At 40.2% G+C, this 18,861-nt stretch carries 15 protein-coding genes, 2 tRNA genes and 3 rRNA genes; all 20 read right to left on the bottom strand.

The window, feature by feature from the left end; all coding sequences use genetic code 11:
• Nucleotides 1-34 precede the first annotated feature (34 nt).
• Nucleotides 35-149 (bottom strand): 5S ribosomal RNA (gene rrf / locus ACF3N8_RS05570).
• A 116-nt stretch (nucleotides 150-265) separates the two neighbouring features.
• Nucleotides 266-3,189, bottom strand: a 23S ribosomal RNA gene (locus ACF3N8_RS05565).
• A gap of 236 nt (nucleotides 3,190-3,425) precedes the next feature.
• A 16S ribosomal RNA gene (locus tag ACF3N8_RS05560) occupies nucleotides 3,426-4,975 on the bottom strand.
• Together the 16S, 23S and 5S rRNA genes with 2 tRNA genes alongside form the textbook arrangement of a ribosomal RNA operon.
• Before the next feature lie 138 nt (nucleotides 4,976-5,113).
• A tRNA-Gly gene (locus ACF3N8_RS05555) sits at nucleotides 5,114-5,187 on the bottom strand.
• 16 nt (nucleotides 5,188-5,203) lie between these two features.
• Nucleotides 5,204-5,289 (bottom strand) — tRNA-Leu (locus ACF3N8_RS05550).
• Between the two features lie 285 nt (nucleotides 5,290-5,574).
• Entirely contained in the window at nucleotides 5,575-6,033 is a 459-nt protein-coding gene (locus ACF3N8_RS05545; RefSeq protein WP_026049021.1) for a SprT family protein, read from the bottom strand.
• The gene (locus ACF3N8_RS05540; RefSeq protein WP_009383888.1) at nucleotides 6,026-8,176 is read right to left on the bottom strand and encodes a Tex family protein; all 2,151 of its coding nucleotides are present in this window, start codon (nucleotides 8,174-8,176) and stop codon (nucleotides 6,026-6,028) included. The genes ACF3N8_RS05545 and ACF3N8_RS05540 overlap by 8 nt, the downstream gene beginning before the upstream one ends.
• 113 nt (nucleotides 8,177-8,289) lie before the next feature.
• Entirely contained in the window at nucleotides 8,290-9,060 is a 771-nt protein-coding gene (sigB, locus tag ACF3N8_RS05535; RefSeq protein WP_009383889.1) for an RNA polymerase sigma factor SigB, read from the bottom strand.
• Nucleotides 9,035-9,511, bottom strand: a complete 477-nt coding sequence (gene rsbW, locus ACF3N8_RS05530; protein ID WP_009383890.1) for an anti-sigma B factor RsbW — start codon at nucleotides 9,509-9,511, stop codon at nucleotides 9,035-9,037. Before rsbW ends, sigB begins: the two co-directional genes overlap by 26 nt.
• Nucleotide 9,512: 1 nt before the next feature.
• Nucleotides 9,513-9,839, bottom strand: a complete 327-nt coding sequence (locus ACF3N8_RS05525) for an anti-sigma factor antagonist (protein WP_009383891.1) — start codon at nucleotides 9,837-9,839, stop codon at nucleotides 9,513-9,515.
• Nucleotides 9,840-9,913: 74 nt separating this feature from the next.
• Entirely contained in the window at nucleotides 9,914-10,918 is a 1,005-nt protein-coding gene (locus tag ACF3N8_RS05520; RefSeq protein ID WP_009383892.1) for a PP2C family protein-serine/threonine phosphatase, read from the bottom strand.
• A 59-nt stretch (nucleotides 10,919-10,977) separates the two neighbouring features.
• Complete coding sequence (locus ACF3N8_RS05515) at nucleotides 10,978-11,331, bottom strand: type II toxin-antitoxin system PemK/MazF family toxin (protein WP_193765466.1); 354 nt, start codon at nucleotides 11,329-11,331, stop codon at nucleotides 10,978-10,980.
• The gene (gene mazE, locus ACF3N8_RS05510) at nucleotides 11,328-11,498 is read right to left on the bottom strand and encodes a type II toxin-antitoxin system antitoxin MazE (RefSeq protein ID WP_009383894.1); all 171 of its coding nucleotides are present in this window, start codon (nucleotides 11,496-11,498) and stop codon (nucleotides 11,328-11,330) included. The genes ACF3N8_RS05515 and mazE overlap by 4 nt, the downstream gene beginning before the upstream one ends.
• Before the next feature lie 86 nt (nucleotides 11,499-11,584).
• On the bottom strand, nucleotides 11,585-12,733 hold the full coding sequence (alr, locus tag ACF3N8_RS05505) for an alanine racemase (RefSeq protein ID WP_238094255.1): 1,149 nt from the start codon (nucleotides 12,731-12,733) through the stop codon (nucleotides 11,585-11,587).
• 48 nt (nucleotides 12,734-12,781) lie between these two features.
• Nucleotides 12,782-13,132: a holo-ACP synthase gene (gene acpS, locus ACF3N8_RS05500; protein ID WP_009383896.1), complete on the bottom strand. Its 351-nt coding sequence runs from the start codon at nucleotides 13,130-13,132 to the stop codon at nucleotides 12,782-12,784.
• On the bottom strand, nucleotides 13,129-13,620 hold the full coding sequence (locus tag ACF3N8_RS05495; RefSeq protein ID WP_009383897.1) for a PH domain-containing protein: 492 nt from the start codon (nucleotides 13,618-13,620) through the stop codon (nucleotides 13,129-13,131). Before ACF3N8_RS05495 ends, acpS begins: the two co-directional genes overlap by 4 nt.
• A complete protein-coding gene (locus tag ACF3N8_RS05490; protein ID WP_392450392.1) occupies nucleotides 13,613-15,103 on the bottom strand; it encodes a PH domain-containing protein in 1,491 nt (496 codons plus the stop codon). Before ACF3N8_RS05490 ends, ACF3N8_RS05495 begins: the two co-directional genes overlap by 8 nt.
• A complete protein-coding gene (locus tag ACF3N8_RS05485) occupies nucleotides 15,096-15,563 on the bottom strand; it encodes a PH domain-containing protein (protein ID WP_392450390.1) in 468 nt (155 codons plus the stop codon). The genes ACF3N8_RS05490 and ACF3N8_RS05485 overlap by 8 nt, the downstream gene beginning before the upstream one ends.
• A 187-nt stretch (nucleotides 15,564-15,750) precedes the next feature.
• Nucleotides 15,751-17,238 (bottom strand): degradosome RNA helicase CshA, encoded by a 1,488-nt coding sequence (cshA, locus tag ACF3N8_RS05480; RefSeq protein WP_238102158.1) that lies wholly within the window; start codon nucleotides 17,236-17,238, stop codon nucleotides 15,751-15,753.
• Nucleotides 17,239-17,504: 266 nt separating this feature from the next.
• Nucleotides 17,505-18,860: a UDP-N-acetylmuramoyl-tripeptide--D-alanyl-D-alanine ligase gene (gene murF / locus ACF3N8_RS05475; RefSeq protein ID WP_392450387.1), complete on the bottom strand. Its 1,356-nt coding sequence runs from the start codon at nucleotides 18,858-18,860 to the stop codon at nucleotides 17,505-17,507.
• Nucleotide 18,861 lies beyond the last annotated feature (1 nt).

The raw sequence follows: 18,861 nt of genomic DNA, 5'->3' as shown, positions 1-18,861 counted from the left end.
AAAAGACTGAAACCAAAAGGTTTCAGTCTCAAGTGCTTGGCAACGTCCTACTCTTGCGGAACGTAAGTCCGACTACCATCGGCGCTAAAGAGCTTAACTTCTGTGTTCGGCATGGGAACAGGTGTGGCCTCTTTGCTATTGTCACCAAACTATTTTTAACTTATGAGAAGTGTTCATTAAAAAGCTTCAAAAGTTAATGAATGTAGATTATACATTCAAAACTAGATAGTAAGTAAATGATAGAACCAAGACAAAACATTTAAAATTGATTAAGTCTTCGATCGATTAGTATTCGTCAGCTCCACGTATCGCTACGCTTCCACCTCGAACCTATTAACCTCATCATCTTTGAGGGATCTTATAACCGAAGTTGGGAAATCTCATCTTGAGGGGGGCTTCATGCTTAGATGCTTTCAGCACTTATCCCGTCCATACATAGCTACCCAGCTATGCCGTTGGCACGACAACTGGTACACCAGAGGTATGTCCATCCCGGTCCTCTCGTACTAAGGACAGCTCCTCTCAAATTTCCTACGCCCACGACGGATAGGGACCGAACTGTCTCACGACGTTCTGAACCCAGCTCGCGTACCGCTTTAATGGGCGAACAGCCCAACCCTTGGGACCGACTACAGCCCCAGGATGCGATGAGCCGACATCGAGGTGCCAAACCTCCCCGTCGATGTGAACTCTTGGGGGAGATAAGCCTGTTATCCCCGGGGTAGCTTTTATCCGTTGAGCGATGGCCCTTCCATGCGGAACCACCGGATCACTAAGTCCGTCTTTCGACCCTGCTCGACTTGTAGGTCTCGCAGTCAAGCTCCCTTATGCCTTTACACTCTATGAATGATTTCCAACCATTCTGAGGGAACCTTTGAGCGCCTCCGTTACACTTTGGGAGGCGACCGCCCCAGTCAAACTGCCCGCCTGACACTGTCTCCCACCATGATAAATGGTGCGGGTTAGAAAGCCAACACAGCTAGGGTAGTATCCCACCAACGCCTCCACGTAAGCTAGCGCTCACGTTTCTAAGGCTCCTACCTATCCTGTACAAGCTGTGCCGAATTTCAATATCAGGCTACAGTAAAGCTCCACGGGGTCTTTCCGTCCTGTCGCGGGTAACCTGCATCTTCACAGGTACTATGATTTCACCGAGTCTCTCGTTGAGACAGTGCCCAAATCGTTACGCCTTTCGTGCGGGTCGGAACTTACCCGACAAGGAATTTCGCTACCTTAGGACCGTTATAGTTACGGCCGCCGTTTACTGGGGCTTCGATTCGTGGCTTCGCAGAAGCTAACCACTCCTCTTAACCTTCCAGCACCGGGCAGGCGTCAGCCCCTATACATCACCTTACGGTTTAGCAGAGACCTGTGTTTTTGATAAACAGTCGCTTGGGCCTATTCACTGCGGCTCTTCCGGGCATACACCCCAAAGAGCACCCCTTCTCCCGAAGTTACGGGGTCATTTTGCCGAGTTCCTTAACGAGAGTTCGCTCGCTCACCTTAGAATTCTCATCTTGACTACCTGTGTCGGTTTGCGGTACGGGCACCAAGTATCTAGCTAGAGGCTTTTCTTGGCAGTGTGAAATCAACGACTCGAGGAAACGTATTTCCTCTCCCCATCACAGCTCAACCTTATGAGTGCCGGATTTGCCTAACACTCAGTCTTACTGCTTGGACGTGCACTCCAACAGCACGCTTCGCCTATCCTACTGCGTCCCCCCATCGCTTAAAACGATAATAGGTGGTACAGGAATATCAACCTGTTATCCATCGCCTACGCCTGTCGGCCTCAGCTTAGGACCCGACTAACCCAGAGCGGACGAGCCTTCCTCTGGAAACCTTAGTCAATCGGTGGACGGGATTCTCACCCGTCTTTCGCTACTCACACCGGCATTCTCACTTCTAAGCGCTCCACATGTCCTTGCGATCATGCTTCACCGCCCTTAGAACGCTCTCCTACCATTGTCCGAAGGACAATCCACAGCTTCGGTAATATGTTTAGCCCCGGTACATTTTCGGCGCAGTGTCACTCGACTAGTGAGCTATTACGCACTCTTTAAATGATGGCTGCTTCTAAGCCAACATCCTAGTTGTCTGGGCAACGCCACATCCTTTTCCACTTAACATATATTTTGGGACCTTAGCTGGTGGTCTGGGCTCTTTCCCTTTCGAACATGGACCTTATCACCCACGTTCTGACTCCCAAGTTAAATTATTTGGCATTCGGAGTTTGTCTGAATTCGGTAACCCGAGAGGGGCCCCTCGTCCAAACAGTGCTCTACCTCCAATAATCATCACTTGAGGCTAGCCCTAAAGCTATTTCGGAGAGAACCAGCTATCTCCAAGTTCGATTGGAATTTCTCCGCTACCCACAGCTCATCCGCTCACTTTTCAACGTAAGTCGGTTCGGCCCTCCATTCAGTGTTACCTGAACTTCAGCCTGGCCATGGGTAGATCACCTGGTTTCGGGTCTACGACCAAATACTATCTCGCCCTATTCAGACTCGCTTTCGCTACGGCTCCACATTTGCTGCTTAACCTTGCATCAGATCGTAACTCGCCGGTTCATTCTACAAAAGGCACGCCATCACCCATTAACGGGCTCTGACTATTTGTAAGCACACGGTTTCAAGTTCTCTTTCACTCCCCTTCCGGGGTACTTTTCACCTTTCCCTCACGGTACTGGTTCACTATCGGTCACTAGAGAGTATTTAGCCTTAGGAGATGGTCCTCCTAGATTCCGACGGAATTTCACGTGCTCCGTCGTACTCAGGATCCACTCAAGAGAGAAAACATTTTCGACTACAGGATTATTACCTTCTTTGATTCATCTTTCCAGATGATTCGTCTAACATTTTCCTTTGTAACTCCGTATAGAGTGTCCTACAACCCCAATAGGCAAGCCTATTGGTTTGGGCTCTTCCCGTTTCGCTCGCCGCTACTCAGGGAATCGATTTTTCTTTCTCTTCCTCCGGGTACTAAGATGTTTCAGTTCTCCGGGTCTGCCTTCTGACATGCTATGAATTCACATGTCGATAACACAACATAACTTGTGCTGGGTTCCCCCATTCGGAAATCTCTGGATCACAGCTTACTTACAGCTCCCCAAAGCATATCGTCGTTAGTAACGTCCTTCATCGGCTTCTAGTGCCAAGGCATCCACCGTGCGCCCTTAATAACTTAATCTGTTATTAATCATGTGTGTTACTGACCATCGGTCAATAACTAGCGATTATTTTTTGAATTCAAGCTTAATTAAACTCTTATTCACTCGGTTTTGCTTGGTAAAATCTATTTTACTTACTTATCTAGTTTTCAATGTACAACTTGAATGTTCTAAAAACATTCAAAACTGAATACAATATGTCACGCTTTCTTGTTTATATTTCAACTTCTTAGAAGTTGTTCCGTTATATCCTTAGAAAGGAGGTGATCCAGCCGCACCTTCCGATACGGCTACCTTGTTACGACTTCACCCCAATCATTTGTCCCACCTTCGACGGCTAGCTCCAAAGGTTACTCCACCGGCTTCGGGTGTTACAAACTCTCGTGGTGTGACGGGCGGTGTGTACAAGACCCGGGAACGTATTCACCGTAGCATGCTGATCTACGATTACTAGCGATTCCAGCTTCATGTAGTCGAGTTGCAGACTACAATCCGAACTGAGAACGGCTTTATGGGATTTGCTTGACCTCGCGGTTTAGCGACCCTTTGTACCGTCCATTGTAGCACGTGTGTAGCCCAAATCATAAGGGGCATGATGATTTGACGTCATCCCCACCTTCCTCCGGTTTGTCACCGGCAGTCAACTTAGAGTGCCCAACTTAATGATGGCAACTAAGCTTAAGGGTTGCGCTCGTTGCGGGACTTAACCCAACATCTCACGACACGAGCTGACGACAACCATGCACCACCTGTCACTTTGTCCCCCGAAGGGGAAAACTCTATCTCTAGAGCGATCAAAGGATGTCAAGATTTGGTAAGGTTCTTCGCGTTGCTTCGAATTAAACCACATGCTCCACCGCTTGTGCGGGTCCCCGTCAATTCCTTTGAGTTTCAATCTTGCGATCGTACTCCCCAGGCGGAGTGCTTAATGCGTTAGCTGCAGCACTAAGGGGCGGAAACCCCCTAACACTTAGCACTCATCGTTTACGGCGTGGACTACCAGGGTATCTAATCCTGTTTGATCCCCACGCTTTCGCACATCAGCGTCAGTTACAGACCAGAAAGTCGCCTTCGCCACTGGTGTTCCTCCATATCTCTGCGCATTTCACCGCTACACATGGAATTCCACTTTCCTCTTCTGCACTCAAGTTCCCCAGTTTCCAATGACCATCCACGGTTGAGCCGTGGGCTTTCACATCAGACTTAAGAAACCGCCTACGCGCGCTTTACGCCCAATAATTCCGGATAACGCTTGCCACCTACGTATTACCGCGGCTGCTGGCACGTAGTTAGCCGTGGCTTTCTGATTAGGTACCGTCAAGGTGCGCATAGTTACCTACGCACTTGTTCTTCCCTAATAACAGAGCTTTACGATCCGAAAACCTTCATCACTCACGCGGCGTTGCTCCGTCAGACTTTCGTCCATTGCGGAAGATTCCCTACTGCTGCCTCCCGTAGGAGTCTGGACCGTGTCTCAGTTCCAGTGTGGCCGATCACCCTCTCAGGTCGGCTACGTATCGTCGCCTTGGTAAGCCATTACCTCACCAACTAGCTAATACGGCGCAGGTCCATCTATAAGTGACAGCAAAACCGCCTTTCAATGTTGAACCATGCGGTTCAACATGTTATCCGGCATTAGCCCCGGTTTCCCGGAGTTATTCCAGTCTTATAGGTAGGTTACCCACGTGTTACTCACCCGTCCGCCGCTAACGTCAAAGGAGCAAGCTCCTCGTCAGTTCGCTCGACTTGCATGTATTAGGCACGCCGCCAGCGTTCATCCTGAGCCAGGATCAAACTCTCCATAAAAATGTTTGTTTGATTGACTCTAAAATTTAAGCAATTGATTGCTTGGTTTGTTGTGTGACTATCTGTCACAACAACGTTTATCAAGAATTAACGTTGACATATTGTCATTCAGTTTTCAATGTTCTTAGTATATCTAAATGGAGCGGGTGATGGGAATCGAACCCACAACATCAGCTTGGAAGGCTGAGGTTTTGCCATTAAACTACACCCGCATTTATGAAATTTATTTGGTGCGGCCGAGAGGACTTGAACCTCCACGGGATCTCTCCCACTAGGCCCTCAACCTAGCGCGTCTGCCATTCCGCCACGACCGCTTACGTCGTTTGTTTTCTTAACTGCAACACAACTTATTGTAATATATTCTTAACGGAATGTCAACACTAAATTAATAATTTTAAAAATGCGTTAATGTTTCGTCGTTAATTTACTATATTATTTTTGCGACGCTATCTATACTACACCCTCGTCTATATAAAGTCAATAGGTCATTTCAACTTTTTTTAGAAAAAGTCTATATGATTGGATAAAAAGAGAGAACTATACGCATCATGCATATAGTTCTCCAAAAGAGCTCATCGAATTAACGTTAAGCACATCACTTATCGATGAACATGTTCCTTTATAATAAGTTTTCCTTTACACCTGCCGCATCTCATTTTTCTTGTATTAACCTTACGTATACGTTTAAAGGTTCGTTTACAATTTAAACATTGATAAATGTAATTAACACGGTCTTCATATTCTTCAGTGGGTTTACAATGTCGTTTAGCGCCAACTTTCTTGCATAATTGCTTAAAATCTTGGTCTCGATGTTGGTACCCCTTACCTTCTAAATGAAGATGATAATGACATAATTCATGTAGCACGATCTCTTTAACAGCTTGTTCTTTATAGACCTGATATTGTTTCGGATTGATTTCAATGTTGTGAGACTTTAGCAAATATCGACCTCCTGTGGTACGTAACCTAGCGTTAAAGTACGCTTTATGTTTAAAGGGCTTTTCAAAGAGTTGCAAGGAAAGTTGCTCAGTTAACGTTTGCAACGCTTGATCATTCATTAGGATCGACCATTGTTAGTGCGACTTTCTCTTTATCCTTATCAATATCAAGAATCCACACATCTACAATATCGCCCACGCTCACGATATCCATTGGTGACTTAACGAATTTCTTAGATAACTTAGAAACGTGAACGAGTCCATCTTGTTTAACGCCAATGTCGACGAAAGCACCAAAGTCTACCACATTGCGAACGGTACCACTTAATTTCATGCCTTTAGATAAATCTTCTAATGACAGCACATCTGATTTAAGGATTGGTGTATCGAATGCATCACGTGGATCACGGTTCGGTGCCTTTAAAGAGGCAATAATGTCTTCAAGAGTAGGCACGCCTACATCAAGCGTGTTACTCATTTCTTCAACATTCACATCACTTAACTTCTGCTTGATGTCTTCTGAACCGATATCCTCGATTGATAGCGACAGTTTGTCGAGTAACGCGTAGGTGATGTCGTAACTTTCAGGGTGAATAGATGTGTTATCTAGCGGTTCTTTACCATCAATAATACGCAAGAACCCGATACTTTGTTCAAAGGTTTTGTTTCCTAAACGCTTAATTTTACTGATTTCTTTATGATGCGTTATCGAACCATTTTCAATACGGTACGCGATAATGTTCTTAGCGATTTGTTTTGAGAGACCTGATACGTGTTGTAGAAGTGACTCTGAGGCTGTGTTAACGTTAACGCCAACTTGGTTAACGGCTGTTTCTACAACGAAATCAAGCGCTGATGTTAATGATTTTTGATTGACATCATGTTGATATTGGCCTACACCAATAGATTTAGGATCGATTTTAACGAGTTCACTTAATGGGTCTAACACGCGACGCCCAATTGAAACGGCACTTCTCTCTTCAACTTGAAAGTCTGGAAATTCTTGGCGTGCAATTTCAGATGCCGAATAAACTGACGCACCCGCTTCATTAACGATAATGAACTTAGCATCTAAGTTTTCTGCTTTGATTACTTCAGCTACGAATTGTTCTGTTTCACGACTCGCTGTACCGTTACCGATTGCAACGAGATCGATATCGTAGTCCTTAATGAATGACGTTAGAATCTTCGCTGCTTCTTGCTTCTTCTTAACTGGTGGGTGTGGATACATCACACTTTTAGCAACGAAAGTCCCAAGCGCGTCAATGACAGCTAACTTGCAACCTGTACGAAAGGCAGGATCGACACCAAGGATACGCTTTCCTTTTAACGGTGATTGTAAAAGTAAGTGTCTTAAATTCTCACTAAACACGTGTATCGCTTGTTCTTCAGCACGTTTCGTTAAATCTCCACGTACTTCTCTTTCAATTGACGGCCAAATTAAGCGTTTAATACTATCTTTAATCGCTTCCTGAATGAGTTCTGGCGCTTCATGATTTCGTTTAATTACATCTCGCTCAATGAAAGATTGAAAGCGTGTTAAATCCATTTCAAGTTTGACGTTCAGAACCTTTTCCTTTTCACCACGATTCATCGCGAGGATACGGTGGTTCGCTACATTCTTTATCGTTTCGCTGTAATCGTAATACATTTCATAGACTTTCTTCTCGTCATCAGCATTTTTCTTCACTTTACTTGTTATAAGTCCATGCTTGAACATATTTTGAAGCAGATTTTGACGATACTTAGATGTGTCAGAAATTTGCTCAGCGATGATATCTTCAGCACCTTTGATCGCATCTTCAACCGTTTTAACTTCGTCATTTAAGAATGCGTTTGCCTTCGTTTCAATCGCTTCATTTATTTTCCCTTTTAAAAGCCATTCGGCTAACGGTGCTAATCCGCGACGTTTAGCTTCTGTAGCACGCGTCTTTTTCTTTTGCTTATAAGGGCGATATAAATCTTCAACACGTTGAAGTTTCGATTGTTTTAAAATATCTTGTTTAAGTTCGTCTGTTAGCAAACCTTGTTGGTCAATATTTTTAATTACCTCATCTTTACGCTTTTGAAGTTGCACGGCGTATTGGTAATCATCTGCAATTTGTTTAATTTCAACTTCATCTAAACCACCTGTTTGTTCTTTACGATATCTCGCGATAAACGGTACCGTATTATTTTCTTCAAGTAGTTTTAAAGTTGATTCGATTTGTTTCGTTGTAAAATTGTAGTTTTGTTCGATTGTATGTATTAATTGACTATCCATAATGACCTCCACTTTCTTACTCTCCATTTTATCACAATCATTATGCGTGCTAAATGACTGTCACAGTCTCCTCACATATAAAAAATCAGCTAAGTCACCTTAGCTGATTCCAATTATTTATATGCTGCTTCTTGTAATTTTTTGATTGCAATGCGTTGTAAACGTGAAACATGCATTTGACTTAATCCAATACGTTCGCCAGTTTCCTTTTGACTAAGTCCTTCAATGAATGTGCATTGAATAATTTCACGTTCTCTATCAGATAGAATTGGTAGGATGCGTTCAAGAATCATACGCTTTTCAGTTAAGTCATAACCACCATCAGATTTACCCATGATATCTAGTAGGGTAACTGTTGAGCCATCTTTATCCGCTTCAATCGAATGGTCAACACTTAACGCATTGTAACTTTGACCCATTTCCATGGCTTCAAGTACTTCTTCATCGCTAACTTCAAGTTTTTGTGCGATTTCTGAAATTGATGGTGAGCGTTCTAGTTCATTTGTAAGCTCATCACTTACTTTTTTAATTCTTGGACCAATTTCTTTGATACGTCTTGGAACATGTACACTCCAAGTTTTATCACGTAAATAACGTTTGATTTCACCAATTACAGTAGGTACTAAAAATGCTTCAAATTTTCTCTCAAAAGATATATCAAAACGGTTAATTGCACCAATTAAACCAACCATTCCGACCTGAACTAAATCTTCATGATGAGATTGACCCTTTGAGTATTTGTACGCGAGGGATTCAATTAGCTTTTCATAATGCCTAACTAATTTCTCTTGCGCCTCAGGATTTCGTTCTTGTTGATGTTGTTTAATCCATTCATTTATTTGCTCAGGTGTTATTTCATTAACTGATTTCGACTCTTTCGCCATTATTTCGCACCTGCTCTTTTCTAATATACTTTATCATACTGATTGTCACGCCTCTATCTTTATCAACCGTCACTTCATCCATTAAAGATTCAATAAGAAATAATCCTAATCCACCTTCACGTAAGAAATCAATATTTTCATCATCAGTATATGGGCCAAGCATTTCCTTCGTTTCTTGGTAATCAAAGCTTTCGCCTTGGTCAGAAACGATGATTTTAATTTTATCATCAAATATTTCGAAACACAGATTAATTGTACCATCTCGTACGTCATCTGAATACGCATGTTTTACAGCATTTGTTACTGCTTCACTAACGGCAATTTTTGCATCTTCGATATCATCATATGTCGCACCAGCTCGTGAAAATACGCCTGAAAGCGTTAAGCGTATTAGGCTCACGTATTCAGCAGATGCTGGTAATCTCATTTCAATAAAATCTTTTTGTTGCATGCTAATCAACCTCCGTTCCTTCATTAACATGCATCAAATCACTCAAACCTGTTATTTCAAACAAGCGTTTGATACGATCAGATACACCTAAAATGTATAATTCTTTATCATTTTTATTGAGTGCTTTTAACGTTCCTACAAATAGTCCTAGGCCTGTGGAATCCATATAGCTTACCTTTTCAAGATTAACATGGATATCACGGTCGCCTTCTTGTCGCATAGGAACAAGAACTTCTTCGAGTTGTGGTGCTGTATATACGTCTAGCTCGCCTTCTACAAAAATTTCATAATGGTCTTCAAATTTATTCGTATCTATATTTAAGTTCATGTTAATAACACTCCTACCTAAGTTGTTTTCAAACGTTAAATACCCTTTTAATCAATCGATTAATCAAAAATGAATTAATTGACACGTTTAATTATTAAAATCGTTAAATCATCTTTTTTACCAGGATCTTGTAGCGTAAGTAATTCTTCATATAACAACTGTACAATATCTTGAGGATGCATGTGTTTATAAGCATGTATTATATTTAGTAAATACTTCTTATCAATAAATTCGCCATCAGGCTTTCTAATTTCTGTAACACCATCTGTGAAAATGATAACCATATCTTCAATATGTATCTTAATTTCATCTTGCTGGTATCTCGTCTGCTGACTAACTCCTAGTACACGACCTCGTACATTAATCTCTTCAAAGTCATCGTCTTCTGCTCTGAAAATGTAACCAGGTTCATGTCCAGCTGAACTACAGTATAAAATGTGATTCATTTCTTCATATAAGCCATAAAACATTGTAACGAACATATTGGTATTAACGTTCTTTTCAACAACGCGGTTTAAACGCTTGAGACCATCACTTGGTAATTGAGAATGACCATAAGAGTCCATTCCGAACTTAATCATACTCATGGCTAGCGCCGCTGGAATACCCTTACCAATGACGTCCGCAACAGCGAAACTCATCGTACCATCTTTATGGTCGATTAAGTTGAAGTAATCCCCGCTTACACGTTGTGCCGCGACTGAAATCACACCGATTTGAATACTATCAAACTGCGGAATTTCAGTTTTAAGCATCGTTTGTTGTAAACGTGCTGCTAAATCGACCTCTTTATCATGAACTTCAACACGGTCGATTAACTTTTTATAATCACGGTAACTATAACCGAAATATTTTACAATTTCATGTAAAATGTCGAAACTACGCTTAATGTCTGTTTCACTCAATTCACGCTCATCTACATATTCTCTATGTAATTTAACAATCTCTTCGGGTGGGATATCATCTTGTATTACATTATTTGCGAATTTTTTACAATCATCATAAATGCTTAAACCTGGATGATTGTTCAAATAATTATCTAATAACGCATGATAATAATCGACTAATTGAATACTCATATATCAACACCCTCCTTTCTTAACATTCAAAAAGGCTTTAGGTTATATCCTAAAGCCTATTAATGATGATTAGCGTGTAATCCTAAGCTGATTCTCAAAGCGTTATTAACTTCTTTCATTTTTTCATCTGAAAGATATGTTAATTTTTCCTTTAATCGTTTCTTATCGACTGTTCTGATTTGCTCTAGTAAGATGACTGAATCTTTATCAAGCTTGTATTTCCCCTTATCAATTTCCACGTGAGTGGGAATTTTAGCTTTGTTGATTCTACCTGTTATTGCTGCAACAATAACTGTTGGACTATATTTATTACCAGTATCATTTTGAATGATTACAACAGGCCTTACTCCCCCTTGTTCAGAGCCCTGAACTGGTGATAAATCAGCTAAGTAGACGTCGCCTCTTCTCATTATTCATCCTTATTTTCAGGAATCAAATATGATTCATTACAATCACATGCTTCACATTCCACAGGGAAGGCTTCAGTTGCTAGGGAGAGATTTAAATCCGCCATTTGGGCGTAACCTTCCTTAAGTGATTGTTCTAAGCTATGGTTTCTACTATGATTAAATGCTGACATAATTTAACCTCCATATCGAGCGAATCATTGAACATTTCATCTTCAATTTAACTTAATAATAACAAATCTTGTAAACGAAAACCATACTATTTTAACAATTCGTTATAAATTTCAAAGGTGTCACCAGTATGGTAAACCCGTGGGATTCTGCGTGATAAGTTACAAAGAATTTCGTAGTTAATCGTATTCTGAATGTCAGCTAGATGCTCTGCAGATTGCTTATTATTAGCGTGATGATCAAGCAGTATCGCTTCGTCGCCTGCTTTCACATTTTCTGAAACGCGCACTACAATTTGATCCATACAAACGCGTCCAACAACTTCACATTGTTCACCATTAATATTGACATAAGCACCTTGCATACATCTTAGGTAACCATCTGCGTAGCCAACTGGTAAGATGGCAATACGCATATCTTCTTCAGCTTCATATGTATGTCCGTAACTTACACGTTCACCCTGTTTAAGGTCTTTCGTTTGTAATACACCTGCTACCCATTGTGCACTAGGTCTTAAACGTAATGATGTATTTTCTTCGATGAATTTAGATGGATAGTATCCGTAAAGTGATAGGCCAACACGTACGGCATTACAAATAGGCGCATCGAAGCGTAAAGTACCTGCTGAGTTTTGAGCGTGAATGTATTCTGGCGTCTCATCTTGCTCGATGACTTTCTTAAAGCGTTTATATTGCTTCTTCGCTGAATCATCGTCTTCATCCGCACAAGCAAAATGCGTAAAGACACCTTCAAATATGAATCGGTCGTTCTTTTTAATCATTTTAATAACGTCATGATATGTATCAGGCTCTTTAATACCTAAACGATTCATACCAGAATCAATTTTAATATGCATCCATAATTTCTTTTTCTTCTTTTCATTGAGATGCGTGATCGCTTCTTCGAGCCACTCTTTTGAAGCAACTGTAATCGCAACGCGATGTTGAATCGCTTTATTAATAGATTCAGGTGGAATTACACCTAGAATTAATATTTTAGACTTAATACCGTGCATTCTTAGTTCTATAGCTTCATCTAGTGTTGCTACAGCTATAAATTCGGCGCCTTTATTTACAAGATGCTTCGCAACTTCAACACTACCTAATCCATAGGCGTTTGCTTTTACAACAGGCATCACAATTTTATTTGGATGTAGTCGTCCCAATGCTTGATAATTTGAATGAATCGCATCCAAATCTACATTCAAATAATTGGGTCTATAAAATTTTTGTGACAAATAAAGCACCTCCATAATATTTCAATTTCTATTATAAATCAGATACAACTATTTTTCTAATACGACCTGACTCATCGCGTAATGTTTCGTATGCGTAATCGAAACATGTACCTTAAAACCTTTAAACTTAATGACCGGTTTACCACGGTCATCATTTTCACAATGAATGTCCTTAAAGGCTACTTCTTTACCTATACCAGTACCATACGCTTTACTAAAAGCTTCCTTACAAGCGAAGCGCCCAGCTAAAAATTCAACTTGACGCTTTTCACTCGTAAACTTTAAAAAGCGTTCTAATTCCGCTTCAGACAATATGCGTTCTGGCAACCGTTTTTGACGCTTTAAGGTTTGTTTAATTTGATCAATTTCAACAAGATCTATGCCAATGCCATATATCACGATTCGTTACCATCCGTTTCATCTTTAGTGTCATTGATATACCCTTTTATTGTATTTTGTATACGTTTTGCTTCTTTTTTATTAAGGTAAATCAACTGCGTATTGCCGCCTGCTGTCGATAATGTAATATGTGCAACATCATATTTGCGCATGATAAATCCTTCATTAATATGCACGTTTTGAATTCGAAATGTTGGAATTTCAGCTTCTTTAATTTCGATAAAGCCTTTTCTTGAAAGAATCGTTCGTGGATTCACTTCATATAAGTTGACGTGATACTGAAACTTAGGATTTATAAAAAATGTCACTATAAAATAAAGTGCTATCGCTACAGAAATTAAAACTATGACTAATGTTGAGAAGAAAGGTGCTAAAAAGATGTGAAGACTAAGTAGTCCCCCAAATACAATGAGCATCAATAAAGTCTGTATAACTGATGTCACACGCATTACTTTAATTCCATTTCGATCCATCTTACCGCTATACATTGTGCTCACCTCGCTTTAAATACCATGCTTCGTAATGCTTAACTTTATCCGCATCTTCAAATCTCAATCCAGCAGTACTTAAGCCCATGCCATCAGCAATCAAGAATTGATAGTTGATTAATCCGGCACGCTTTAAGAATGGATGTTGGATTTGATTCATCTCTAGAATCTTATCGCGCTTGATATACGTTGTTTCTACACTGAATGCTTTAACATCTTGAATCGTAATTTCATCGTCTTCGATGGCTGAACCTGAATGCTTATTTGATATGAACGCATGAAATATTATCCATATACCTAAAACTAATGTTAATAACCAAAACCATGGTGACACAAAATAATGTAAAACAGCACATACTACGATCACCAATAATAAAGGTATTACTATACGGCGCGGTAGTGCCTTTCCTGGCATCCCCCTATTAGCAGCCTTAAATTGATAATTCGGCACGAGCGATTGACGAATTACTTCCATGTCCTTCTTCTTAATAAAAGGAAGGATTGGCACCTTACTCATATCTTGATTCACATCATTGATATCCATATCCGATGTAATGACGAATGATAAACTCGTATACCCCATTAGACTTCGAATGAATGAGCGTTCAACCTTCACTGCCTGAAGACGTTCTAATGGGACGGTTACCTGACGTACTTTAAACAGCCCATACTTCACAAAGAGGTGTGTGTCATCACGACGTAGCCTAAACCTAAAATATCTAACAAACGTAATCATTGAGCCTAGCACATAACTCGCAATTATGATTACAGCGACAATCATGAGAAGCGGAATGATAGGTAATATATGCGCGAGTACGCCAAATTGCTCAAATACTTTATCAACCATGTCATCTGGTAGCACATTGAAAAGCGTTCCCAGAATCGGAGATAAAGCAGCTAACGCTACTCCAATTGCACCGCTAGTTAACGACATATAAATAAGATCTTTCTGACTTAAATGGTACACTTCTGTTTGCTTGACCTCATTGCGAGGTTCTTCTGAGGAAATTTCTGTCGATGGTGCCTCGCCTGTTAGACTGTCCTTTTGAGATTGAATAGCCTTTTGTATCGCTTGACTTTGCGACTTCGTAACCGTATCCAACGTGATTCCATCACTTGGTGTCTTAATTGATAGTCTTACGCCACCAACAATCTGATGAACCAAGTCTTGCGTCGTATCCATTGATTGAATACGTTTGATATTAAGTTCAGTGCGTGATTTATTCAACACACCCTCAGTTAATATAAAATATGAATCCTCAATCCAGTATCTCGTTTTGTACACTTTAAAGCCGTTGTAAATAAAAGAGACAAGTACTACGATGCTGTAAACGATAGGGATAATAAAGTCTGTCCAATCCTCCGGCCTTAATGATTGCGGATTAAGTACCATAAGTAAAATGAACGGGAAGAGATTCGATTTAATTGTTTTGAATAATCGAGATAAATACGAAATCCAATGTAATTTACCTGGCTTAGACATCACTATCCACTCCTTCCAAATATGCGATAGTCGCTTCTTGAATGCGTTTCGCCTCATCTTGATGAACTAGTGGAAATTTCACTTCGTGACCCGCTGTATAAATTGTGACCTTTCTAAGCTTGAAATAGCGCATCAAAGGCTTTGACGTCACTTTAATATACTGGATACGGTCTTGTTTCATAACTTGGTACTTTCGAAACCATAAATTCGAACGCACATAAATATTCTGAGCGTCCAATTGATATGTATGATAGACGTAATGCCGAATTGAATCGATACCAAGAAAAATTAAATCAATGATTAATAAAGCAGTCGCAACGTAAAAGACATACTCAGGCCACTCTAGTTGATGCTTCAGGAATATAACACCTAAGTAAATCAACACACCGAGTAAGAAATATAAGAATGATTTGATCACATAGTATGACTTAGCTACACGTGGACTTCTTTGAAATGTCATAAACAAGCTCCTTGTACTGAGATGGTTATATTATAACATGTATCTCATATATTTTAGTTTCTGAATTTAATTTCGTGACTCTTTATATAAATCTTTCAACAAAAAAGACGCAAGATAACTTGATACATTATCTCACGTCTAAATAATTGAAAAATATTCTATATGATTAACACATTACGTGCTGCATTTATTTCTTATGGTCTGCGAATGTACGACCTTTTAAACGTTTACTTTCACGCTTCTCTTTTTTAGCTGGCTTTTTGTTAAAAGGCTTGTTAGATGGACGACGTTTCTTATCGAACTTATTATTACGTTTACCACCACGACGTGCGTTCTTCTGATGACGGCTCTTACGCGCAAGTGGCTTTTCAAATGTTAATTGAACTTCAACTTCGTCATTAGACTCAACTAACTCTTGAAGTAATGACGTTACAAGGTTTTCATGATCATATTGATCTAATAATTGTGACGCAATTTGTTCTAAACGTGGTTCGTTCTCTTTGTCAATCCAAGTTTGTACTTTGTTCTTGATGTCGTCTTCACGTGCTTTTAATACTTCCTTACGGTGTGGCGGACGAAGCGCACGCATTTGACGTTTATTTACCGTTTCAATTTGGCGAATGTAATCCATTTCGATTGGGTTAACGAATGTTACCGCGCTACCCTCTTTACCAGCACGACCTGTACGACCGATACGGTGCGTATAACTTTCTGAGTCTTGAGGAATGTCGAAATTGTATACGTGACTCACACCTGAAATATCTAATCCACGTGCAGCAACGTCCGTAGCAACTAAAATATCAATTTGGTCGTTCTTAAATTTCTTTAACACTTCTAAACGCTTAGCTTGTGTGATATCACCGTGTAAACCTTCAGCTTTATAGCCTTTAGATAATAATGCACTTGTTAATTCATCAACACGGCGTTTTGTACGACCGAACACAATCGCTAATTCAGGTTGATGTACATCTAAGAAATTAGTAAATGTTTCGAACTTCTCAAGTTCTTTAACAATTGTATAATATTCATCGATCTGAGGATCTGACATTTCATTATTCATCGTCTTAATGATTTTAGGTGATTTCATGAACTTCTGAACAAGCTCTTGAATCGCTTTAGGCATTGTCGCAGAGAACAACATCGTTTGACGTTGTTCTTTAGGTAATTTACTCATAATATAACGCATATCATCAATGAAGCCCATGTTCATCATTTCGTCTGCTTCATCTAGGATTAACGTATGGATATCATTCGTTTTTAACGTACGGCGATCTAAATGATCAATAACACGGCCTGGTGTACCTACAACAATTTTAGGACGACGTTTCAGCGTTTTAATTTGGCGATCGATTGGCATACCACCGAATACTGTCGCAACTTGAACATTTTGTCCTTTACTAAATTCACGAATCTGTTCTGCAACTTGCATCGCAAGCTCTCTTGTAGGGGCTAGAATTAATGCTTGAATACCCTCTTTATCGACTACTTTCTCAATTAATGGAATCCCAAACGCACCTGTTTTTCCTGTACCTGTTTGGGCTTGACCTAATATATCTACACCTTCAAGTGCATAAGGTATACTGTCATTTTGGATGGGCGTCGGTTCTTTAAAGCCCATAGCTTCTAGGGTTCCAGCCGTCTTGTCTGAAATCCCTAATTCTTTAAAATTTTGCAAGATAATTCTCCTTTTTCTCCGTTCTATAATTAACGTGTTTCGTATATATAAAATTTCTTCAACTTCTATATAGTACCACCTTAGATTTAATATCGCAATCAACGATGACCTTAGTCGGAATAATTTTCCCCCTTGAAAAGCCCTATCCAATTACGACGCGACTCTAACGCTTATAAACAAGCCTTAGCTATAACAACAAATAAAAGCCTGGGACATCGTTAAATCATCCCAGACTTATGATTAAATGAACTTATCGTACTAAAAATTTATTTCAAAGCTTCCACTACTTCTTCAAGTTTCATGCCGCGTGACCCTTTGACTAAAATGACATCTTCAGACGATAGTTGCGCTTTCAATGTTTCAATGAGCTCTGTTTTATCCGTAAAATGCGCACATTGATTCACATGGGCTTTTCCTGAATGAGAAATGGATTGAGAGGCATCACCAAACGTATATAAGACGTCAATTCCCTTGCCATCAAGATACGTACCCACGGAGGCATGCATCGCTTGACTATCAGATCCTAGTTCAAGCACATCGCCAAGAATCAAGATACGGTTACCTTTCATATTCGCCAATGTATCTATCGCTGCTTTCATGCTCGTAGGACTCGCATTATATGCATCATTAATCACTTTCGCACCGTTATCAAGCGTTGATTGTTCCATACGCATGCCAGTCAATTGAAGCTTACTTAAGTTAGTTTGAACGGCTTCTTGAGGTACGTTAAAGAACTCTGAAATGACGATAGCATAAGTCGCATTCTTCATATTGTGCGCGCCAAGAATTGGTAAGTCATACGCCGTCTTGTCATTAACCTCAAATGTGATACCTGACTCGTGCACTTGAGCGATACGGCATTGAACCTTATTGTCTGATTCAATACCAACACTCACTTTATGAAAGCCATCCGCTTCACGCACAAGTGGTTCTAATAGCGGTTCATCACCATCGTATACAAGTAAACCATCAGATTTCAGTCCAGATACGATTTCGAACTTAGCTTTCGCAATGCCTTCTCTAGAACCAAGGTCTTGCATATGTGATTCACCGATATTCGTTATAACGGCAACGTCCGGTTTTGCAATGTCAGATAATAATTCAATCTCGTTAAAACCTGACATACCCATTTCTAGAATTGACACTTCCGTATCTTGGTCTAAATCAAGAATTGTTAACGGCATACCGATTTCATTATTGTAGTTACCTTGCGTTTTCTTAACTTTGAATGTAGAAGCTAAGACATTCTCGATAATATCTTTCGTCGTTGTTTTACCATTAGAACCTGTCACCGCAACAACTTTAGGGTTAACATGCTTTAAGTATGCTTTAGCAAGTTGTTGTAAAGCTGTAAGCGTGTCTTCAACATAAATGACTGGCTTATCCTTTGGTACTTCGTATGTAGAGCCCTTTTCATAAAAGGAAGCGCCCGCACCATCTCCAAAGGCTTGTTGAATGAATCGATGTCCATCCACATTCTCCCCTTTAAAAGGAATAAACAGCATACCTTTTTCAATTTGGCGCGAATCAATCGTCACGCCTTCAATACTTTGATCTAAAAACTGTGCTTCAATGTCACAATCTATCCATGCTTTAATATCGCTTAAAGTAACTTGAATCATG

Source organism: Staphylococcus massiliensis, assembly GCF_043186315.1.
Classification (GTDB): Bacteria; Bacillota; Bacilli; order Staphylococcales; family Staphylococcaceae; genus Staphylococcus; species Staphylococcus massiliensis.
Note: the sequence above shows the minus strand (reverse complement) of the source record. Positions and strands in the feature narration are given on the sequence as shown.